At 44.8% G+C, this 18,401-nt stretch carries 12 protein-coding genes; 7 read left to right on the forward strand and 5 right to left on the reverse strand.

Annotated features, from left to right (window positions below; all coding sequences use genetic code 11):
* Positions 1-32 precede the first annotated feature (32 nt).
* Positions 33-1,574 carry a family 43 glycosylhydrolase gene (locus ACQW03_RS12260; RefSeq protein WP_441949885.1) on the reverse strand — a complete coding sequence of 514 codons (1,542 nt, stop codon included), beginning with the start codon at positions 1,572-1,574 and terminating at the stop codon, positions 33-35.
* A gap of 367 nt (positions 1,575-1,941) precedes the next feature.
* On the opposite strand from ACQW03_RS12260, the gene hmpA reads away from it, so the two are divergent.
* Positions 1,942-3,174, forward strand: coding sequence for an NO-inducible flavohemoprotein (hmpA, locus tag ACQW03_RS12265; protein ID WP_258296499.1), 1,233 nt, complete (start codon positions 1,942-1,944; stop codon positions 3,172-3,174).
* Positions 3,175-3,278: 104 nt separating this feature from the next.
* On the opposite strand, the gene serS is transcribed toward hmpA, so the two are convergent.
* Positions 3,279-4,568: a serine--tRNA ligase gene (gene serS, locus ACQW03_RS12270; protein ID WP_441949888.1), complete on the reverse strand. Its 1,290-nt coding sequence runs from the start codon at positions 4,566-4,568 to the stop codon at positions 3,279-3,281.
* An 812-nt stretch (positions 4,569-5,380) separates the two neighbouring features.
* Here serS and ACQW03_RS12275 point away from each other — a divergent pair.
* Together ACQW03_RS12275 and ACQW03_RS12280 are read left to right on the forward strand one after the other, a co-directional pair.
* Positions 5,381-5,560: an aspartyl-phosphate phosphatase Spo0E family protein gene (locus ACQW03_RS12275; RefSeq protein WP_071643892.1), complete on the forward strand. Its 180-nt coding sequence runs from the start codon at positions 5,381-5,383 to the stop codon at positions 5,558-5,560.
* Positions 5,561-6,161: 601 nt separating this feature from the next.
* Positions 6,162-6,893: a hypothetical protein gene (locus tag ACQW03_RS12280; protein WP_441949890.1), complete on the forward strand. Its 732-nt coding sequence runs from the start codon at positions 6,162-6,164 to the stop codon at positions 6,891-6,893.
* 30 nt (positions 6,894-6,923) lie between these two features.
* Here the strand turns inward: ACQW03_RS12280 and ACQW03_RS12285 are convergent, their stop codons facing one another.
* A complete protein-coding gene (locus ACQW03_RS12285) occupies positions 6,924-7,145 on the reverse strand; it encodes a hypothetical protein (protein WP_071643888.1) in 222 nt (73 codons plus the stop codon).
* A 960-nt stretch (positions 7,146-8,105) separates the two neighbouring features.
* Here ACQW03_RS12285 and ACQW03_RS12290 point away from each other — a divergent pair.
* The 4 genes from ACQW03_RS12290 (at position 8,106) to ACQW03_RS12305 (ending at position 15,533) form a co-directional block, all read left to right on the forward strand.
* A complete protein-coding gene (locus ACQW03_RS12290; RefSeq protein ID WP_441949892.1) occupies positions 8,106-10,658 on the forward strand; it encodes a DUF2339 domain-containing protein in 2,553 nt (850 codons plus the stop codon).
* 162 nt (positions 10,659-10,820) lie between these two features.
* Entirely contained in the window at positions 10,821-12,170 is a 1,350-nt protein-coding gene (locus ACQW03_RS12295) for a sodium-dependent transporter (protein WP_013312591.1), read from the forward strand.
* A 276-nt stretch (positions 12,171-12,446) separates the two neighbouring features.
* Positions 12,447-14,405 carry an acyltransferase family protein gene (locus ACQW03_RS12300; RefSeq protein WP_441949894.1) on the forward strand — a complete coding sequence of 653 codons (1,959 nt, stop codon included), beginning with the start codon at positions 12,447-12,449 and terminating at the stop codon, positions 14,403-14,405.
* Positions 14,406-14,600: 195 nt separating this feature from the next.
* The gene (locus ACQW03_RS12305; protein ID WP_441949896.1) at positions 14,601-15,533 is read left to right on the forward strand and encodes a polysaccharide deacetylase family protein; all 933 of its coding nucleotides are present in this window, start codon (positions 14,601-14,603) and stop codon (positions 15,531-15,533) included.
* Positions 15,534-15,611: 78 nt separating this feature from the next.
* On the opposite strand, the gene ACQW03_RS12310 is transcribed toward ACQW03_RS12305, so the two are convergent.
* Together ACQW03_RS12310 and ACQW03_RS12315 are read right to left on the reverse strand one after the other, a co-directional pair.
* Positions 15,612-16,739, reverse strand: coding sequence for a glycoside hydrolase family 88/105 protein (locus tag ACQW03_RS12310; RefSeq protein WP_023990952.1), 1,128 nt, complete (start codon positions 16,737-16,739; stop codon positions 15,612-15,614).
* Between the two features lie 43 nt (positions 16,740-16,782).
* The gene (locus ACQW03_RS12315; RefSeq protein WP_013312587.1) at positions 16,783-18,315 is read right to left on the reverse strand and encodes an MFS transporter; all 1,533 of its coding nucleotides are present in this window, start codon (positions 18,313-18,315) and stop codon (positions 16,783-16,785) included.
* Between the last annotated feature and the right edge of the window lie 86 nt (positions 18,316-18,401).

Raw genomic sequence — 18,401 nt, forward strand, 5'->3', positions numbered from 1 at the left:
TAAGGATTAAGGCAATATTCCAAGTGTGAAAGTTAATTGCCAAGCAATCTTACTTCATGCACCGTCGGGGTATACCAGTTGTTCGGATTATTGAATAGCACTGCATTTACAAGGTTAATTCGCACGTAGCGAGCTTGAAAATTGACTTTGTCACTGGTAAAACCATACGTGGTATTACCTGTGCGATCAATCGTGGAGTAGTTAACTCCATCCGTGCTGTATTCAATTTTATATTTGTAATACGCTTCAGATCCTTTGTACATAAACCATGAAATATCCACTTCGCTGATGGTCTTGGTACTGCCTAAATCGACCTGCCACCAAGCGGGCCAGGATGCGGAAGCAGCCTTCCACGAGGTTTGGGCGTTGCCATCGTTCGCCAGTGAAGCTGAAGAACTGGATGCGGCTGAGCTAGCAGTCGCTGTTTTGCCCTGTGCGTGATTCACAAGGGACGGCAGGATTACTGTGCCTGTCGCAGCATCCAGATCCCAGCTACTGTACCAGTTCAGGGTTGCTGTTTTGTTGGAGTCATTCAGAGTTAGTGGCAACCAGATGAATTTGTGGTCGCTCAGATTGAGCGGATTCCAGCGATCGCCCATATAGATGTAGCTGGTTCCTGCGCTACCTGTAATCGTAGCGATGGAATGGATTTGCGAGCCGTAAGCCGCCGGATCACCGAAGGGTGACAGAGCAGACCAGCTTCCAGTCATGGAACTGGCGGTTGCGTAAGCCCCCTGATTCGGATACCAGCCAGATGCCTGCGAGGTGAACAGGTAGTAGGTATTGTTCTTTTTCACAACAGCAGGAGCTTCGCGATAGCCATTTTCAAAAATCCAGCCAACGAACGACTGCACGCCTGTATAATCGGCTGTCAGCTTGAAGATCGCCATCGTATCATTGGCGCCGCCATTTTTACGGGAAGCTGTAATAAGGTAGCCGCTACCGTCAGTATCCGTGAACACCGTCATATCACGAGACTCGTAATTCAGTGGGCGGAAGCTGCCTTGGTAGGCAAAATTTCCGTCGGGTGTATCGCTGGTAGCGACAGCTACACGACCTAGTGAGTAGTCCGTGCCATTTTCATAGTGCGCCCATAGTACATATTTTCCGGTGGTTTTGTTGTAGATGACTTTGGGACGCTCGATTTTGCTCGAATTCAGCTCAGGGGCGGAATCTTTGGTGAGAATACTGCTGCGGAAGGACCAATTTTTCAAATCGGTTGAGGTATATACGTTCACTTTTTCAAATTTCCAGTTTTCGGCATGCTCGCCGTACCAATAATAAGTAGAACCTACTTTTAGGATATTACCGCTGTTCGCTTGAATTGGGTTACCTGCCGTGTCTTTCCAATCCGTTCCGTTCGTAATGGCCGTGCTTGCTGTTGCGCTCAGGGATGGTTCAGCATTGGCGACGTCCAAACCATTCAGCGCTTGGTTCACCTCGGTCCCGTAGGTTGCTTGCGTAACGCCTGTTGTATTGGCATGTGCTGCATCGGGTTGAAGACCCGCACTGGCCACTGCGAACATAATACAAAGCCATGCGGCTAACCATTTGTTGCTGTTGATCCACTTCACGATATCATCTGCCTCCTTTAACTCGGATAGGATGAGCCGGAACAGCTTGTCCGGCACCTCATCTTCGATTTTATCCTAATTGAAAGCGTTTACAAGTGGAATAAATTGAAGTCTTTAGAACCTGGCTCAGACCGAAAGGCGGTCCCTTTTTACCTACTTGGGGAAAGCTCGTCAGTTATATCGGAATTGTTTTTAAATGTGCGTTTTGTCATTGACACGTTCACATTATTTCAAATTTAAAGTGACTGGAATCACATAAACGGTTACTTTATCTGGGTATACTTGCTTTAAATTGAGGGTTACAAATGGGTGCTAATGTTGAAACACCCTTTGTTGATCTTATTTTGGAGAGAAGAGGGATACAAAGATGCTAAGTGAGCAAACCATTGCAACGATCAAATCGACTGTACCTGTTTTGGAGGTACACGGAACTACAATCACCAAGCGTTTTTACCAGATGATGTTTGAGGCCCATCCCGAGCTTCTCAATATATTCAATCACGCGAATCAGAAGCAAGGACGTCAACAGGGAGCGCTGGCCAATGCTGTATACGCAGCCGCGCAGCACATTGACCGTCTGGAGGAAATTCTTCCGGTGGTACGTCAGATTGCACATAAGCACCGCAGTTTGGGAATTAAGCCGGAACATTACCCTATCGTCGGAAAATATCTGCTCGCTGCGATCAAGGACGTACTGGGAGATGCGGCTACAGACGAGATCATTGCCGCATGGGCCGAGGCCTATGGTGTGATCGCTAATGTATTTATAGACGTGGAAGCTGAAATGTACAAGGAGGCTGGACAGCAGCAGGGAGGCTGGTCAGACTTTAAGAGCTTTGTTGTGCAGAAAAAGGTTAAGGAAAGCGACCAAATTACGTCCTTTTATCTGGTGCCGCAGGATGGACAGGTGTTGCCTGAATTCGAACCTGGGCAATATATCAGCTTAAAAATGGAAATTCCGGGTGAACATAATACCCACATTCGTCAATACAGTCTTTCGGATGCCCCGGGCCAATCCCACTACCGGATATCTGTAAAGCGAGAGGATGCTGTAGAGTCCCGTCCGGCAGGTAAAGTGTCCGTGTATCTGCATGAGCAGGTGCAAGAGGGCGATGTGCTTCAGGTATCTGCACCGGCGGGTGATTTTACGCTGGATCGGGCAGATCGCAGACCTGTCGTGCTGATCAGCGGCGGGGTCGGGCTAACCCCGATGGTCAGTATGCTGGCTTCCTTGGTGAAATCTGCTCCGCATCGGCCTATCACCTTTGTCCATGCAGCAGTCAACGGGGATAACCATGCTCTGCGCAATGAGGTGGAAAAGCTGGTCGCCACACATGATGCACAGGCTGCAGTTCGTTGGTGTTACAGCAGACCAACGGAGCAAGATCGGCTGGCACAGGCTTTTCACAAGGAAGGTCGTTTGGATCTGGCCTGGTTGCAATCCGTGATACCGGAACGTAACGCACAATATTACTTTTGCGGCCCTGAGGGATTTATGCAATCGGTATACGGCCTGTTGAAAGAGTGGAATATCCCCGCTTCGGATATCCACTATGAATTCTTTGGCCCTGCCAGCGCATGGGAAGCAGAAGCACAATAAGACATCGAAAAAGACGAAGGATATTTGTCCTTCGCCTTTTTTGCAATGATTACAATGGGAAATCCTGCTCATTAGGTACTACTTTTCAAAGTGCTCTCCTGTTTTCATAACAAGGGAGTACGCAAAAATTCCATACCTCGCGGCATATATGGGCGCAAAGCCTCCGGAATACGGATCGAACCGTCCTCTTGCTGGTGATGCTCCAGCAACGGAATCAAAATCCGGGGCGAAGCGACCGCTGTATTGTTGAGCGTGTAACAATATTTCAGCTTGCCGTCCGCATTGCGGTACCGGATGTTGGAACGGCGCGCCTGAAAATCAAGTAGCTGGGACGACGAATGTGTCTCGCCGTAAGCTTGGCGGCTGGGCATCCATGTCTCAATGTCCACCTGCTTGTAGGTTTTTTGCGCCATGTCGCCTGTACAGACAGCCATCTTACGGTAGGGCAGCTCCAGCAGTTGAAGCAGGTCTTCCGCATTGCGCGTAATCTCCTGAAACATCTGTTCCGAAGCGTCCAGGCTGGCTTCGCAGATGACGACCTGCTCAACCTTGGCAAACTGGTGCACACGATACAGTCCATGCACATCCCTTCCGGCCGAGCCAACCTCATTGCGGAAGCATACGGACACGGCTGCCAGCCGAATCGGGTCTGTAACATCCACGATCTCACCGCTGTAATACGAGACCAGTGGTACTTCCGAAGTGCCTACAAGCCACTGATCCTCACCTGTGATGCGGTACGTCTGATCCAGTCCGAGCGGGAAGAAACCAGTGCTGCGCATGGCCTCTGCACGTACCATCAGCGGAACATCCAGCAACTGGAATCCGCGTTCAGTCAGCAGATCCACCGCAAGCTGCTGCACAGCCCGATGCAATGCAACCCCTGCTCCCGTCAGATAGTAGTTACGGGTACCGGCTGTTTTGACACCCCGAGGGACATCGAATAGCTTGTGAAGCTCACCGAGCGTCATATGATCCTTTGGTTCAAATCCGAAGTTCGGAACCGACCCGACCTGCTCCAGTTCTACATTATCCTCATCCGATCTCCCCCGTGGCGTATCTGGCGATACGATATTAGGCATCAGAAGCAAAAGCTGTTGAAACTGTTCCTCTACTTCCTGTTGCGGGGCTTCCAGAAGATCTAGCTGTCCGTTAATTTCTTTGACCTGCTGCTTTGCCCCTTCTGCCTGTTCACTCTTGCCGGAATGGATTAGCGCGCCAATATCCTGACTACACTGATTACGCTTCTGTCGAAGCTGTTCCGCTTCCTGAAGTAGCTGTTTTCTCCGATCATCCAGGGTCAACAGCTCTGCGATCGATACCTGTATTCCTTTGCCGTCTGCTGCCGTCTGAACTTGCTCTTGATGCTCTCTGATCCATTTGATATCCAACATGACACCGCACTCCTTTTCGGATAAAAATACAAAAAGCGCCCTCATCCACATGGGACGAGGAGCGCTTTGATCTCGCGGTGCCACCCAAATTGACCAGACAGCATGACAGATGTCATAACTCTCCAATCCACTTTGCTCCGCTGTAACGGGCGGCTCCGGTTTACTTAGGTACATATCGCCATATCCTACGCTAACGTATGGTCCTTGGCGTAAACGCCTCCGAGTTGGATGCTCTTCATAGGCATAATATCGTTTGCTTTTTTGTTAGTATACGGATTTTCGGCAGGGTAATCAAGCTACAACAACTTTTTGAGCTGCGATATACGGCTTTGTGACACACCAAGCCACTTTGCATATTCGCCCTGCTTGGCATGGGGATATTCATGCAGAAGTTCCCTTAGGCGTTGGATTAATTTTTTTGATGATTGGTTTACTCTCTTTCCTTTCTGCGCAGGTTTCTTAACCATTGGAGCAGAAGTGCGACTAACGAATTGTGCACGATAATGCTGTCCTTGAAACAGGAAGAAAACTTCAAAAAGTGTGGAAAGAAATCGATTTAAAAGATGGCTTTGCTCTTGGTAACTACTAGCTTTTTACTGGTATTGGTACTACCGGTTCAGGCTAAAGACTCAACTCTTGGCAAAGCCAAACTGCAAGAACACATTGGTACAGCTTGATTCAGGTTCTAATTTCATTACCACTGACCAGCCTAAACGCTGGTCTTTTTTATTATATTATGTTTGATTGCAAAAATAGCAATTCATATTTCCATATTCCAACCTAAAATGATATTAATTAGGAATAGGCGTGATATGAATACAGATGAAACGCTAAATCAACAGTTGGAAGATGCCCGGCAACGATTGCATGATCTGTACGAACAATATGGTTTCGGACATGCCTGTGTGCTTGAACAGTCTATGTTTTTGGATGAACTGATAAATCAGTACAACCGTATGTTTCAGACCAAGAAGCTGACCCAAATGATATAACTAGACATCTTCATGCTTTCAGAGCCACATCAGCTATATTGCTTTTCTTGTCTTATGCCTAGTTCCGTTTAAATAAATGAAACAGATTCGACTTATGCAAAACTATTCCTCCTCTCATCTAATCAATATAATCATTCTATATAATGGATTTTTTTAAAGTGAAATACATTAATATGCAATAAAATGTAATCAATTTTAAGGTATAGGTAAGAATTGATGCATATATTAATTTCAAAAACCAACCAATGACCATTAAAATCTATCCTTTGACCTAAAGGAAATTTCAGTACAGCCTTGTTGAAAGCTTAGAAAAGTTAGCTATCTAGGAAAGTGGACTCATTTATAGGGGGTTATTGAATTTTGTGGTAGGAAAACAGAAGTTTTGTGATACAATAATTATTGTAATTATTACCATTGATTAAAAAATATAATAATATTGAAATATTTTATGTTGTTATTTTATATGAAATTTTCTTCACTCTACTTTTTGCATTACATAACATTACATACTCACATATTTATTAGGGTTGCTAGTCGCTTTTTTTTGTAAGTTTCTATGTAAAAAAAGTTTCTATAGAATAATATTATTGGAGGGATTGCTTTGAAAATGAAAAGTATTGCGTTGTTTGCTCTATCAGTAGCTCTATTTTCTATTCCAGTTGTATCTGTTGCAAATGCTGAGGTGACTAATTCTAATATTGCTGTTAGTGAGTCAGCTACTTCACAGCCCAAAGTAGTTAAAGCCTACATAACTACAGACAGTGGTTTGGAAGAAATTTCATTAGATGAGTATCAAAGACTTCTTCCCCAAGAACAGCCACAGACAGTTACAGCTCAAGTTTATGATACTGGAAATAGGATTAGTCCAACGGCTGATACTGGTCTTGATTTTGTTTCTAAGCGTAAATTAATTCAGTCCTCATATTCTCCTAGTCAATTACAAGTAAACCAGAAAAGCGATGTAACTGACTATATTAAAAATAAAAGCAAAACTACCACAGTAACGCAAACGGTAGGTTGGTCAAAAAGTTTTACGTGGAGTGCGAATATGACCATTTCTCTTAAATGGTCTGACGCAATAACTCAAGTTCTAGGAGGTGGCTGGTCGACTAGTGATACCTATACTTATACTAGTTCTCTAACTGTTAAGCCTGGATATCAAGCGAAACTACAATTTACCCCTTTTTATAAAGTGGTTACAGGAGACCTAGTTGGCTATAATTATGTGGATACAGTATTAGAGCGCCTCCGTAATGTTACCATCAAAACCCCTGTTAAACTTGCGGGTGGTAAAGTACAAGGTGTAATCACTGTAGTAGAAACAAAGCTATAGTAATTAATTGATAATGTAAAAGAAGAAGGACTAGTCCTTCTTCTTTTTTTTAAAATATTCATATTCACTTACAGCTAAGTAAGCTACTCCAATAATCAAAGCTATTACGGCAAAAACTTTTAGAGAATCAAACGTTACATTATAATTAGGATTTAACGTTCCGGCTCCTATAATTGATGCACTAAGAAAGTAAGAAGAATACAATATAGCAGATATAAAACAGAATATTGTTCCTGTCGCAGCCCTATTCATTGTCATCACCCTTTATAATTTTATGTAATAAATCCAAAAAATATAAACATGATTATTATAATCCAAAAGGTTGCGCACATCAACTTTTGGAGATTATCAATATTCATCACTTCTTTTACCCCTCTCAGTCATCCTGACAGAATCAAAACGAAGGATGAATTATTTGTAAAAAAACTTCAGTCAAAATGAAGTGGTTTACAATGTTCCAGAGGCTACAGATAAAACCAAAGTAATTATTGCATATGACGTACTTATGTTAAGGAAGAATAACAATCGTTAAAATTTACACTCATTACAAAAAATAAGAAAGCTAATTTTAAGTGACATGCAGAAAGCTCTAAAGTCTGTGACGACTTTCATGAAAAAGTATTAATTTTGTGTAAGGAAGAATCCTACGGGGTTCTTCCTTTTTTTGTGGAAATCTAGAACGCTTAGATAAATCTGAACTATACACTCTACTTTATTTCTTTTTATGACTTACTTTTTTCATCATGATCCTTCCAATAAAAATAAATACAAAGAAAGATTAAGATAAGTGGAAATAAGTAAAAAGCATCATTAAACCCTGAGGAATGGGTGACTCTTAAATAGTATAAAAGCCAAAACATAGACATGCTTGAGATCAAAGCTATAGTACCGCTTACTGAATACATGTAAATCTCTCCTTTATGAATTGTTAAAACTCATGCGCAAATAAGATTCATATAATATTATAGGTAATATACGACTATAACTGGGAATTTAATTAGACATTATCCATATTTCATGTTTGCGAAGGGGGAAAGGTAGGCTTTATTTCTTATGTATATACGTCCTACTTTTTCTGTGATGATGGAACTGGAAGAATATTTAAGTAAAAGCCCCAATTTGACGTTTAAAATGGGCTATAGTCTCTATAATGCCTTTTTAATTTCATGTAAAATGTAATGATTACCAAAATGGACAGCGATGGAGGAGAACATGGAGGATTTTAAAGATCGTTTACATACGATCCGCCAAGAACAGAACAAGCTGCTCAAGGAGTATCAAACATTAATCGCGGACTATGAAGCCTCAGATATTATTTTGGAGAATGAGGTTCTGCGAAAAAAGTTCGAGGATTATCAGGCTCGCTGCATTCACTTGGAAGAGCGAGTACGACATATTGAGCAGGAAAATGGAAAGCTGCGCACTGCGCTGACGGAGCAAATGCTGAGTGAAAAGGCGAATATGATTCGCATTTCGCGTGAAAAGCTGGAGACCTATTTTGCTTCCAGAACCGCAGAAGGGAAGAATCGGCTGACATCCTTTGAATATGGGGCTAAAAACCGGGTGGAACAGCTTATTCAGCAAACTACGCATGAGCTTAAAGAGGATCAGGACGAGATCGTCGCCAGATTACGACTGTTCTCAGAGGAGATTCGTGACCGAATCATGGAGCAACGCGAGCGGTTTCAGGAGGCCGAGCGTCAATTGCTTCATCAGACGGCAAGCGAGTTCCAGCAACTCGGAGAAGAAGAGATCAGCGAAGAAACGATGCAGAAGCGCATGAAGCAAAACCAGTTTGAAATGAAGCTAGGCTTGAACTGGATCAACAAGCTGGGGATTTTGCTCATTATATTGGGTGTGGGAGCCGCTTTTAAATATTCATACTCGAACTGGTTTACAGGAAATATGAAGGGCGTGGCCTTCTTTCTGCTAGGAGCGCTGATGCTGGGCGGCGGCGAATGGCTGTACCGCAAGCAGAAGCAGACCTTTGCGCTCGGTATTTTGGGCGGCGGTATTTCTGTACTGTACGGATCGATTTTTTACAGCTACTTTTTGTTAGAAATCATAGGAATGTATACAGGCATAGGCTTATCCGTACTCGTTACGGTGACCGCTGTGCTACTGTCATTAAGGTATGAATCCCGAACGATATGCTCTTTCGGTTTAGTAGGGGGATATCTTCCGCTCTTTTCCTATATGGCAGCGAACGGGCTGGTAGGGAACGCCGTGTATATTGCCATGGGCTATTTGTTCCTGTTAAACTTGCTGATTCTGCTTGTATCCTTCCGCAAACGGTGGGTCGTCGTGCAATATATCAGCTTTTTGCTTAATACGCCCTTGATGATTGTGCTGGCATGGTTATCGGAAAGCGCCGTAGCGAGCATGCTGTATGCAGTCATTACATTTGCGATGTACCTCGGGATGACGCTATGGGTGCCGTTCCGTTTAAAAACAAAACTGTCATGGCTGGATTTCTCCCTATTGGCTATGAATACAGTCGTGAGCTGTTCTGTTCTGTATTCTCTGTTCGGCGATGCAGGCCTGGATGATTATAAAGGCTTGCTGGCTCTCGTCTTTTGCTTGGTGTACGGGGGTCTGGGACAATGGGTCCGTCGATATATTCCAGAGGAGAAACAAACCAAAATATTATTTTATGCGACTTCGTTGACCTTTGCCGTCCTTATGGTGCCGTTCCAGTTTGGAATTAGATGGTTATCCATGGGCTGGTTAATTGAAGCGGTTCTTCTTACCTTATATGGCCACCGTTACCGGTTGAAGGAATTGGAACGAGCTGGTTGGGGCATTTTATTACTGTGTCTGGGCGCATTCTTTTTCGTCGATTTCCCTATATATCTGTTGTCAGGATTTGAGACAGACTATTTTGGACTCAAATATACGCTCATTACACTGGGAATGTTAATCGTTACCGTCTTCTATGCGATTCAATTTAGTCGTCCGAATGCTTTCAAAAACAATCGTTTGTACGAAATGCATATCATGCAAGGATTTAAATATGTAGCTTTGGTGAACGTGTATTTCTATCTTTTGTATGAAGCCGGGCATTGGTATAACATCGTTGTATCCGACGGGTTTGTCCATTACACCTTGTACAAAGTGTTATTGTACACCTGCGTATCGCTGGTGTTGGCTTATTTCCTGCCTAAAGTGAAGCTGTTGTATGATCGGGTGATTAAATACTACAGCTTGGCGTTGTACGTCATAGGCTACGCGCTGGCACTGGTGGTCACCGTAACGGTTCCAACCTTGCATGAAAATTATGCGCAAAATACGGCTGCTGATTATGTGGCGTTGATGGTACTCGCAGCCTTTAATGTGCTGGTATTCTTCAGTAGCAGGGATTTCCTGAACGCACTGATGACCCGACATTATAGAAGTAATGAGTTGTATCCGGTCATTATGGGTGTATATTTGCTGGGCATCCTAACCGCCTTTCTTGGAGTTCAGTTCCGCCTGGGGGATGCTGGTCTTGTGTTCAGTCTGGTGTATTTGCTGCTGGCCATTTTGTATATTGTATACGGCTTCCTCAAGCGAGTGGTCTACATTCGCAGATTTGGATTGGGCTTGACCTTGCTGTCGACAGGTAAGCTGCTGTTGTATGATCTGCACCTGTTAACGACGGGGAGCACGATTGTAGCCTACTTCTCTTTTGGTGTTGTACTGTTGGCGATTTCGTATATTTATCAAAAAGTATCTAATCGCATGGGAGAGACCATAATAAAGAAGGATGTTGAAGAAAATATGTAGTTTTCTGTTGTATTTTGTAGATACGGAACATTATGAAAATAAATCCGGTAATAGTGAAAAATTATGCATGACCTTACATCCTACTTACGCTATAATGAGTAAAAATTATTTATGTACGCATGCTCATGTTTATGCGTAAGTAGAGAGAATGAGGGGGATATAATGAATTTGAGCAAGGGGCAGAATAGCCTGTCTGATAAAAATGAACGCTTCTCGTCTGCTGGATTTATATTGGCGGCGATCGGGAGTGCGGCAGGACTAGGTAACATATGGAAATTTCCGTATATTACAGGACAATATGGCGGAGCTGCATTTTTCTTATTGTTTATTGTCTGCCTGTTGCTTGTTGGTTTGCCTGTGCTTTTAGCAGAGCTTGCGCTTGGTCGTGCAGGTCGAGGAAGTGCTGCTTCTGCAATGGTAAAAGTAGGCGGTCATCCGATTTGGGGCAAGATGAGCATCATGTTTGTTATCGTGCCTTTTGTTATCTTATCGTTCTATGCCATTGTAGGAGGCTGGACACTGCATTATGCCGTAGAGGCATTTAGCGGAAATCTGTTTTCAAATAATGATTTTGCTGGACAGTTCGCTTCTTTTTCCTCCGGGTATGCGCCGTTGGTTTGGCTGTTAGTTGTTTTTGCATTTACAGCAGTCGTGGTTACTCTTGGGGTATCAAACGGGATTGAAAAGTTCAATAAAATTTTGATTCCTGCCAAGGTCATCCTGTTGCTCGTGTTGATGATTAACGCTCTTATGCTGCCAGGCTCTGGTGCGGGCGTATCCTTCTTTCTGAATCCCGACTTCTCTAAGCTAAGTATAGAGTCTGCATTGGTTGCTTTGGGACATGCCTTCTTCTCACTCTCACTGGGGATGGGAATTATGATCACGTACGGTGCGTACGTGGATCGCCGTCAATCGCTGGGTGGAGCCATGCTGGCAGTTGGTGGCGGAGATTTAATCTATGCGTTTATCGCAGGTATGATTATTTTCCCTACAACCTTCTCCTTCGGAATTAACCCAGCTCAAGGACCATCGCTGGTTTTCATTGCTTTACCGGCTGCTTTCTCGGCAATGCCTTTTGGTGCATTCTTCGGTGGTTTGTTCTTCGTACTGCTGGCGGTTGCTGCATTAGGTTCTATGGTATCCTTGCTGGAGGTTCCAGTAGCCTATGTCATGGAGCGTATGCGTTGGAGCCGGGTTCGCTCCGTTATTGTCGTATCGGTCCTGTGCTTGATGCTGGGCGTCCCTTCTGCATTGTCCATGGGCCTGGTGCCGGAATTAAAAGTGGGGGATAAATCATTCTTTGATTTCGTAGACTTCACCGCGTCCAACATCTTCTTACCGTTAGGCGGTTTGTTGATTGTTATATTCACAGGTTATTACTGGAAGACTGCGGCTGAGCATGCGAACATCAAACCCTTCTGGTTCAACGTATGGTTATTCGGTCTTCGGTATGTTGCACCGATCCTGATGTTGTTGGTCTTCCTTCATACCTCAGGTATCATCAAATTTTAAGAGAATAGAATACTAATAAAAAGGCATTTTCTTCCTAAGGGAAGAGATGCCTTTTTTTGTATATCTATCAGTGGTTACCTAACTGTGGAAAGGAATGATATAATAAAAACATTGTCATTAATTTTAACTTCATTGAAATCATTACGATTATGAAGTTTTATATAATGAATGAAAAGGCTACAGGGCATCGCACAGACGATATGCAGGAGAGGGAAAGGGCAGAAGAGCATTGAAACAGACAGGGAGCTTGAATTTGCAAGAAGGACGGCGGCTGAAATGAAGTCTAAACAATTGCCGTCACAACGTCGTTATATGCCAGGTTTGGATGGATTAAGAGCGCTGGCGGTCATCGCAGTCATTGTGTATCATCTGAATCCGGATTGGTTGCCGGGTGGTTTGTTGGGTGTAGGCGTGTTTTTTACTTTGTCGGGGTATCTGATTACAGATATTTTGGTGAGTCAGTGGGATACATATCATAGTTTTAAAATGAAAGATTTCTGGTTGCGTCGTGCCAGAAGGTTGCTGCCTGCCATGTTGACGGTTGTGACTGTCATTGTCCTGTGCTCGTTGCTTTTCGATCCGTCACGGCTAACGGCCTTGCGCGGAGATGTACCTGCCGCATTGGTGTATATGAGCAATTGGTGGTTTATCTTCCATCAGGTTTCGTATTTTGAAAGTTTCGGCCCACCTTCTCCGCTCGGGCATCTGTGGTCGCTGGCGGTGGAGGAGCAGTTTTATATCTTGTGGCCTTTACTGCTGGCGCTTGGGCTAAAATTCATGCCCAAGCGTATTGTGCTCGCAGGCTGGGTGACTTGTCTGGCGTTAATATCTGCACTCCTGATGGCAGTGATTTACGTACCAGGAAGTGACCCGAGCCGGGTGTATTATGGCACGGATACGCGCGGCTTTGCTCTGCTGATTGGTGCGGCGCTGGCCTTGGTATGGCCGAGCGGCAAGCTGAAAGAGCAAGCTTCTCCTAAGGCGCGTATGCTTTTGGACAGCATCGGTGCAATAAGCTTGCTGCTGCTTTGTCACTGGGCGTGGGCCTCGAATGAATATGACCCATCTCTGTACCGGGGCGGTCTGCTGGGCATAGCTTTGGTCACTGCTATTGTGGTCGCAGCGTTGGCACATCCGGTAAGCCACCTTGGTCGTCTCCTTGGAATCAAGCCGCTACGCTGGATTGGAGCCCGTTCCTACGGACTGTATCTGTGGCATGTTCCGGTTATTACGCTAACGACGCCTCAAGTAGATACCGATGGTGTGCATGTGATGCGTATCATTTTACAACTGCTAGCTACCGTATTGCTGGCGTCTCTCTCATTTAAATATATCGAGGAGCCGATTCGCCATGGAGGATTCCGCCACTGGATCACAGAAATCCGTTCAGCGGTTCGTAGACAGGCGCGGTGGAGATGGATGCCTACAACCACAGCGGCTGTGCTTTTTGCAGGTATTCTCGTGGGTACCGTCCACCTGTACTTGGCGTCTCCTGATGCAACGATTCAGGCAGCATCAAGTGATGAAAAGCCAGTCGCAAAGGCAAAGGCGATGCCGCCGCTTCACGGAACAGTATCCGTGGCTTCCAAGGAGCCCAAAGCCATCAAGCTGCAAGGGGCCGAGGGCAGCAAGGTGCAGACCTCAGTCCCGTCTCAAGCCCAGACGCCTAAAAACACGAAGGTCCAGGCTGGTACTACGGACGATGTTACGAAACCGTCGGAACCTTCGGACAAACCCAAAGAAGCTACGTCTATTACAGGTGATGGGTCGAATGTGACCGCCATTGGAGACTCTGTCATGTTGGATGTACAGTCGTACATTCAGGATTCCTTCCCGGGAGCTGTTGTAGATGGACGGATCGGCCGTCAGATGGCGGAGGCGCCTGCAGTACTGGAGCAGCTAAGACAGAACGGACAGCTGGGTAAGACAGTTATTATTGAGCTGGGCACGAACGGCGCTTTCACCAAGGATCAGTTAGCGAATTTGCTGGCCAGTTTGAAGGATACGAAGCATATTATACTCGTGAATACCCGTGTGCCTCGACCGTGGGAGAGTATTGTGAACAAGCATCTTGCCGATGCAGCGTCCCAGGACCCGCGAATTACAATGATTGACTGGTATGCAGCCAGCTCTGGTAAAAATTCATATTTCGAGCATGACGGAGTACATTTAAAACCTAGTGGTGCTAAAGCTTATGCGTCCTTGTTGGCTCAGGCCTTAACGAAGCAATCGTAATAAACTGCAATGATACTCATAAATTATGCAAATGCAAGACAAGAAAGCCACCGGGAGTAGGTTGTCCTCTGGTTGAAGTGCATCCCTAAATTTTCATCGGCTAAACCTAAGGGTTTTTCCCATGTCCATTCTAAGGTGTGTACATCAACCCTGATCCGGTGGTTTTTCTTATTTTAGTGGGAGGTACATAAGCTAATGGAAAAGGGCTATTCACATAGTAGGACAAGAGAACACCGCTTGAAGAGGAACAGAAAAAGACTAATTTTAATTGCTATTATATTATTTGTGGCAGGCTGTATTACTTTCATTGCGATAAAGGTCTCAGATAACAAAACACATGCGCCAACACAGGAGCTTGCTAAAAAAACAGATTCCGTATCCAAGGACTCATCAAAAGGTAAAGCAGTCTCTCCAAAAAGCGACCCCGCAGTAGAAGATGGTGCCTTTGTCGAAAAATATTTAAAACAGCAAATGCTAGGGCAGATGCCCGATGGAGCTGATGGTAAAAAAGTGGCCTACTTATCCTTTGATGATGGTCCATCCGTGACGGTCACACCTCAGATATTAGATATTCTGAAAAAGCAGAAGGTCAAGGCAACTTTTTTTATTGTAGGTAAAGAAGCCAATGAAAATGAGCATACCAGGAACCTTATCAAAAGAATTGTTAAAGAGGGTCACGCGATAGGAAACCATACGTACTCTCATAATTATAAGTATTTATATCCGAACAGACGAGTAAATACGGATCATGTTATGCAGGAGATCGAGAAGAACAATCAGGTTCTAAAAAGTATTCTGGGGCCAGAATTCTCCACTAGAATGATTCGATTCCCCGGGGGGCACATGACATGGAACAGAAGAGATCCACAGGGAATGGCTGCTTTGGATAAGGTTTTACTTCAAAAGGATTACCATCAGGTGGACTGGAATGTATTAACGAAGGATGCAGAGGGGAAATCCAAGAAGGCACCGGCACTAATCAACCAGTTTATAAGGTCAGTCAAAGGTCGAGAAAAAGCCATCATACTCATGCATGACACCTATGGTAAAGAAGAAACCGCAAAAGCGTTGCCTCAAATTATAGAATATCTAAAGAAACAGGGATATGAGTTTAAGGTTATGAAGTAGGATGTGTTTATATGTAAAAAAAGGACGGGGCTGATGGCCACCGTCCTTTTTTGCAATTAAGGTTTATAGTTCGCGTGTTTAGATGCGTTCTGCTTCACCCATCGCCTGAATGAAGGCTCCGATACCTTTGGGATCGTTGGTTATAATCGGCTCGCTGATATAGTAAGCGAAGGTGCCATCCCGACGATCTTTACCACCCAAACCGCTTACTTGTACCGTTTTGTTCAGATTCACGAGTCCTTCTTCAGTAATCGTGATAAATTCATCGATAATTCCCTTACGGATGATTTCTGCCTCTTGACGATATTGCTCTGGCAGATAGCCTTTGCGAACGCCCTTGGCAATAGCATAGAGAATCATGCAGGAAGCAGAGGCTTCCAGATAGTTGCCTTTCACATGGCCCAGGTTGAGCACTTGATAAAAGACTCCACTTTCTTTATCACGCACTTTCAGCAGGGCTTCCAGTGTTTCCGTCAGCATATCAATCAGGACGGGACGGTCTGCATGATCCTCTGGAATATAGTCCAGCACGTCAACGAGTGCCATAACGAACCAACCCATCGAGCGTCCCCAAAAATTCTTAGAGCAGCCTGTTTCCGGGTTACACCAATGCTGCTCCCCCTTCTCATCCCAGGCATGGTAGAGCAGGCCTGTTTTAGGATCACGTGTATGTTCGTAGCAGAGCTTGAATTGCAGGGTCACATCGTCAAACTCTGACGGATCTCCGAATTCACGGATAAATTCAGCGTAGAACGGGGCACCCATGTACAAGCCGTCGAGCCAAATTTGATACGGATAAATTTGCTTATGCCAGAATGCGCCTTCGCTTGTGCGCGGGTGTTTTTCCAGCTGACTGCGTAATTGGTAGGCTGCCTTTTTATATCGTTCATCTCCTGTAGCACGATACAGAGAGAAGAGCAGCTTACCGTTATTCACATGGTCAATATTGTACTCATCTACTTTATAGCGCTGAATAACGCCATTTTCGTCAACAAAATGATCCATATGTTTCTTTATATATTCCATATACTTAGGATCGCCTGTCAGTTCGCCAACCCATTCCAGACCTCTGTAAATGACGCCGTGGTCATATTCCCATTTTTCGTAAAATTCTGGACTCCGTTGTAGAACGGAATCGCTCATACGTACTGCCCAAGAATCCGTTTTTGTAGGACTGGTTGTTGGTTGTGATGTTGGATTTGCCATGATACAGTCACCTCTTTAGTAAATGTTTAATCTGTATTTGTTATTACATAGACGGAGTGTGTGTTTTAGGGTCAACAGGTTTGTTCTTAAAGCCCACATTATTGTTGCCCCAGCACCGATCGTAATGGAAACCTGTAAGTTCCTCGAATACCTTTCGTGCTTCCGGTTTGGCTGATTTCATGGAGCCGCCATTTTTGAGGCGGTCAATTTCGGCGATTAACTTCTTGTGGCTGTCGATATCCAGCTTCATCACGACAGACGCAATCATACCGATGATCGCAAGAACGATGGTACCGACCACGAGTACATAAAAGATGGCGTGCTGAGCAGCGACTGGCTGACTATCGGCCCCAGATACAAAGCCAAAATGCTGTAAAACCCAGCCCAGAATGAAGACGACAACGGCCCGCACCATTTTTCCGGCAAAAGTCATCATACCCGCATAGATACCTTCCCGGCGACGGCCAGTCAACGCTTCATCCACATCGGCAAGGAATGTGTATTGATTCCAAGGGATGTAGTAGACGCCCCCTGTACCAAGTCCCATGAACAATGTGATGACATATAGCCATACCATCGTATTAGAGGCTCCCGTTATATAGAGCAGGCCATAACCTGCTACGCTGAAGCAAACGACAACGAGTGCGGCGATGAAAGGCATACGGAACCCTTTACGCACACAGAATTGGATGAAGAAATAGGTAGAAATCAATTGAATGACAGAGTTAAAGCTGTTCAAATTGGATACCATCTCCGAGCTTTGGAACAAGGAGAAGACAATGAAGTACGTAAAAGCAGAAGTAAACAGCCACTCAGCTGAAAAGCCACCCAGGTACATCCCGAGATGATGACGGAACGTCTTGACTCGGAAGGTAGAGGAAATGTCGACAAACAACTTTTTCATCGAATCTATAAAGGAAAGCGGAGCTTCACCTTCCAGTTCCTTTTGCAGTTCCTCACTTGGACGTTCCCAGGAGTTTTTATACAAGAATGCCATCGCAATCAGCAGAATAGCTGCAAAAACGAGACCGGTATAAAAGAAAGGCAATGGAGAGTCTTTGCCATACTCAGCAATAAAACGACCAGGGATAAAAGCAGCCGCAAAATTGGCGATTTTGCCAAACATGGCCTTCCATCCGGTCAATCTGGAGCGTGCGCCGAAATCTCGGGTCATCTCTGACGCTAGTGCTTCATACGGCACCATGACAGAGGTATACACCAGTTCAAACAGCACGTACGTACTCAGGTAATACCAGAAGCCCAACCCATCTACCCAAAGCATCGGATACACGAGCATCAGCGGGATACCCATCATGATGAAAAAGCGTCGTCTGCCGAATTTACGGCCCAAGCGGGTCCGGTGAAAGTTATCGCTGATAAAGCCCATGATCGGATTGCTGACTGCATCTATGATGCTGGCAACAGAGAAAATGGCTGCGGCCTGAACGGGAGACAGTCCGCAAAAGGTTGTATAAAAGTACATTAACCATGCACCGCTAATAGCAAGTGCGCCACTTCCCAGCATGTTACCGCTTCCATAGGCGAGTGTATGTTTCAATGTAATTCTTCGTTCCATGATCTGTTCACCTCATATTTTGTCTGGTTATGAGGACAATCACCGGTCGCTATATTATGCAAAATTGTCTGAGTTGGTAGATGGGC

This window comes from Paenibacillus sp. DRB1-1 (assembly GCF_052119485.1).
In the GTDB taxonomy this organism is placed as follows: Bacteria; Bacillota; Bacilli; order Paenibacillales; family Paenibacillaceae; genus Paenibacillus; species Paenibacillus polymyxa_B.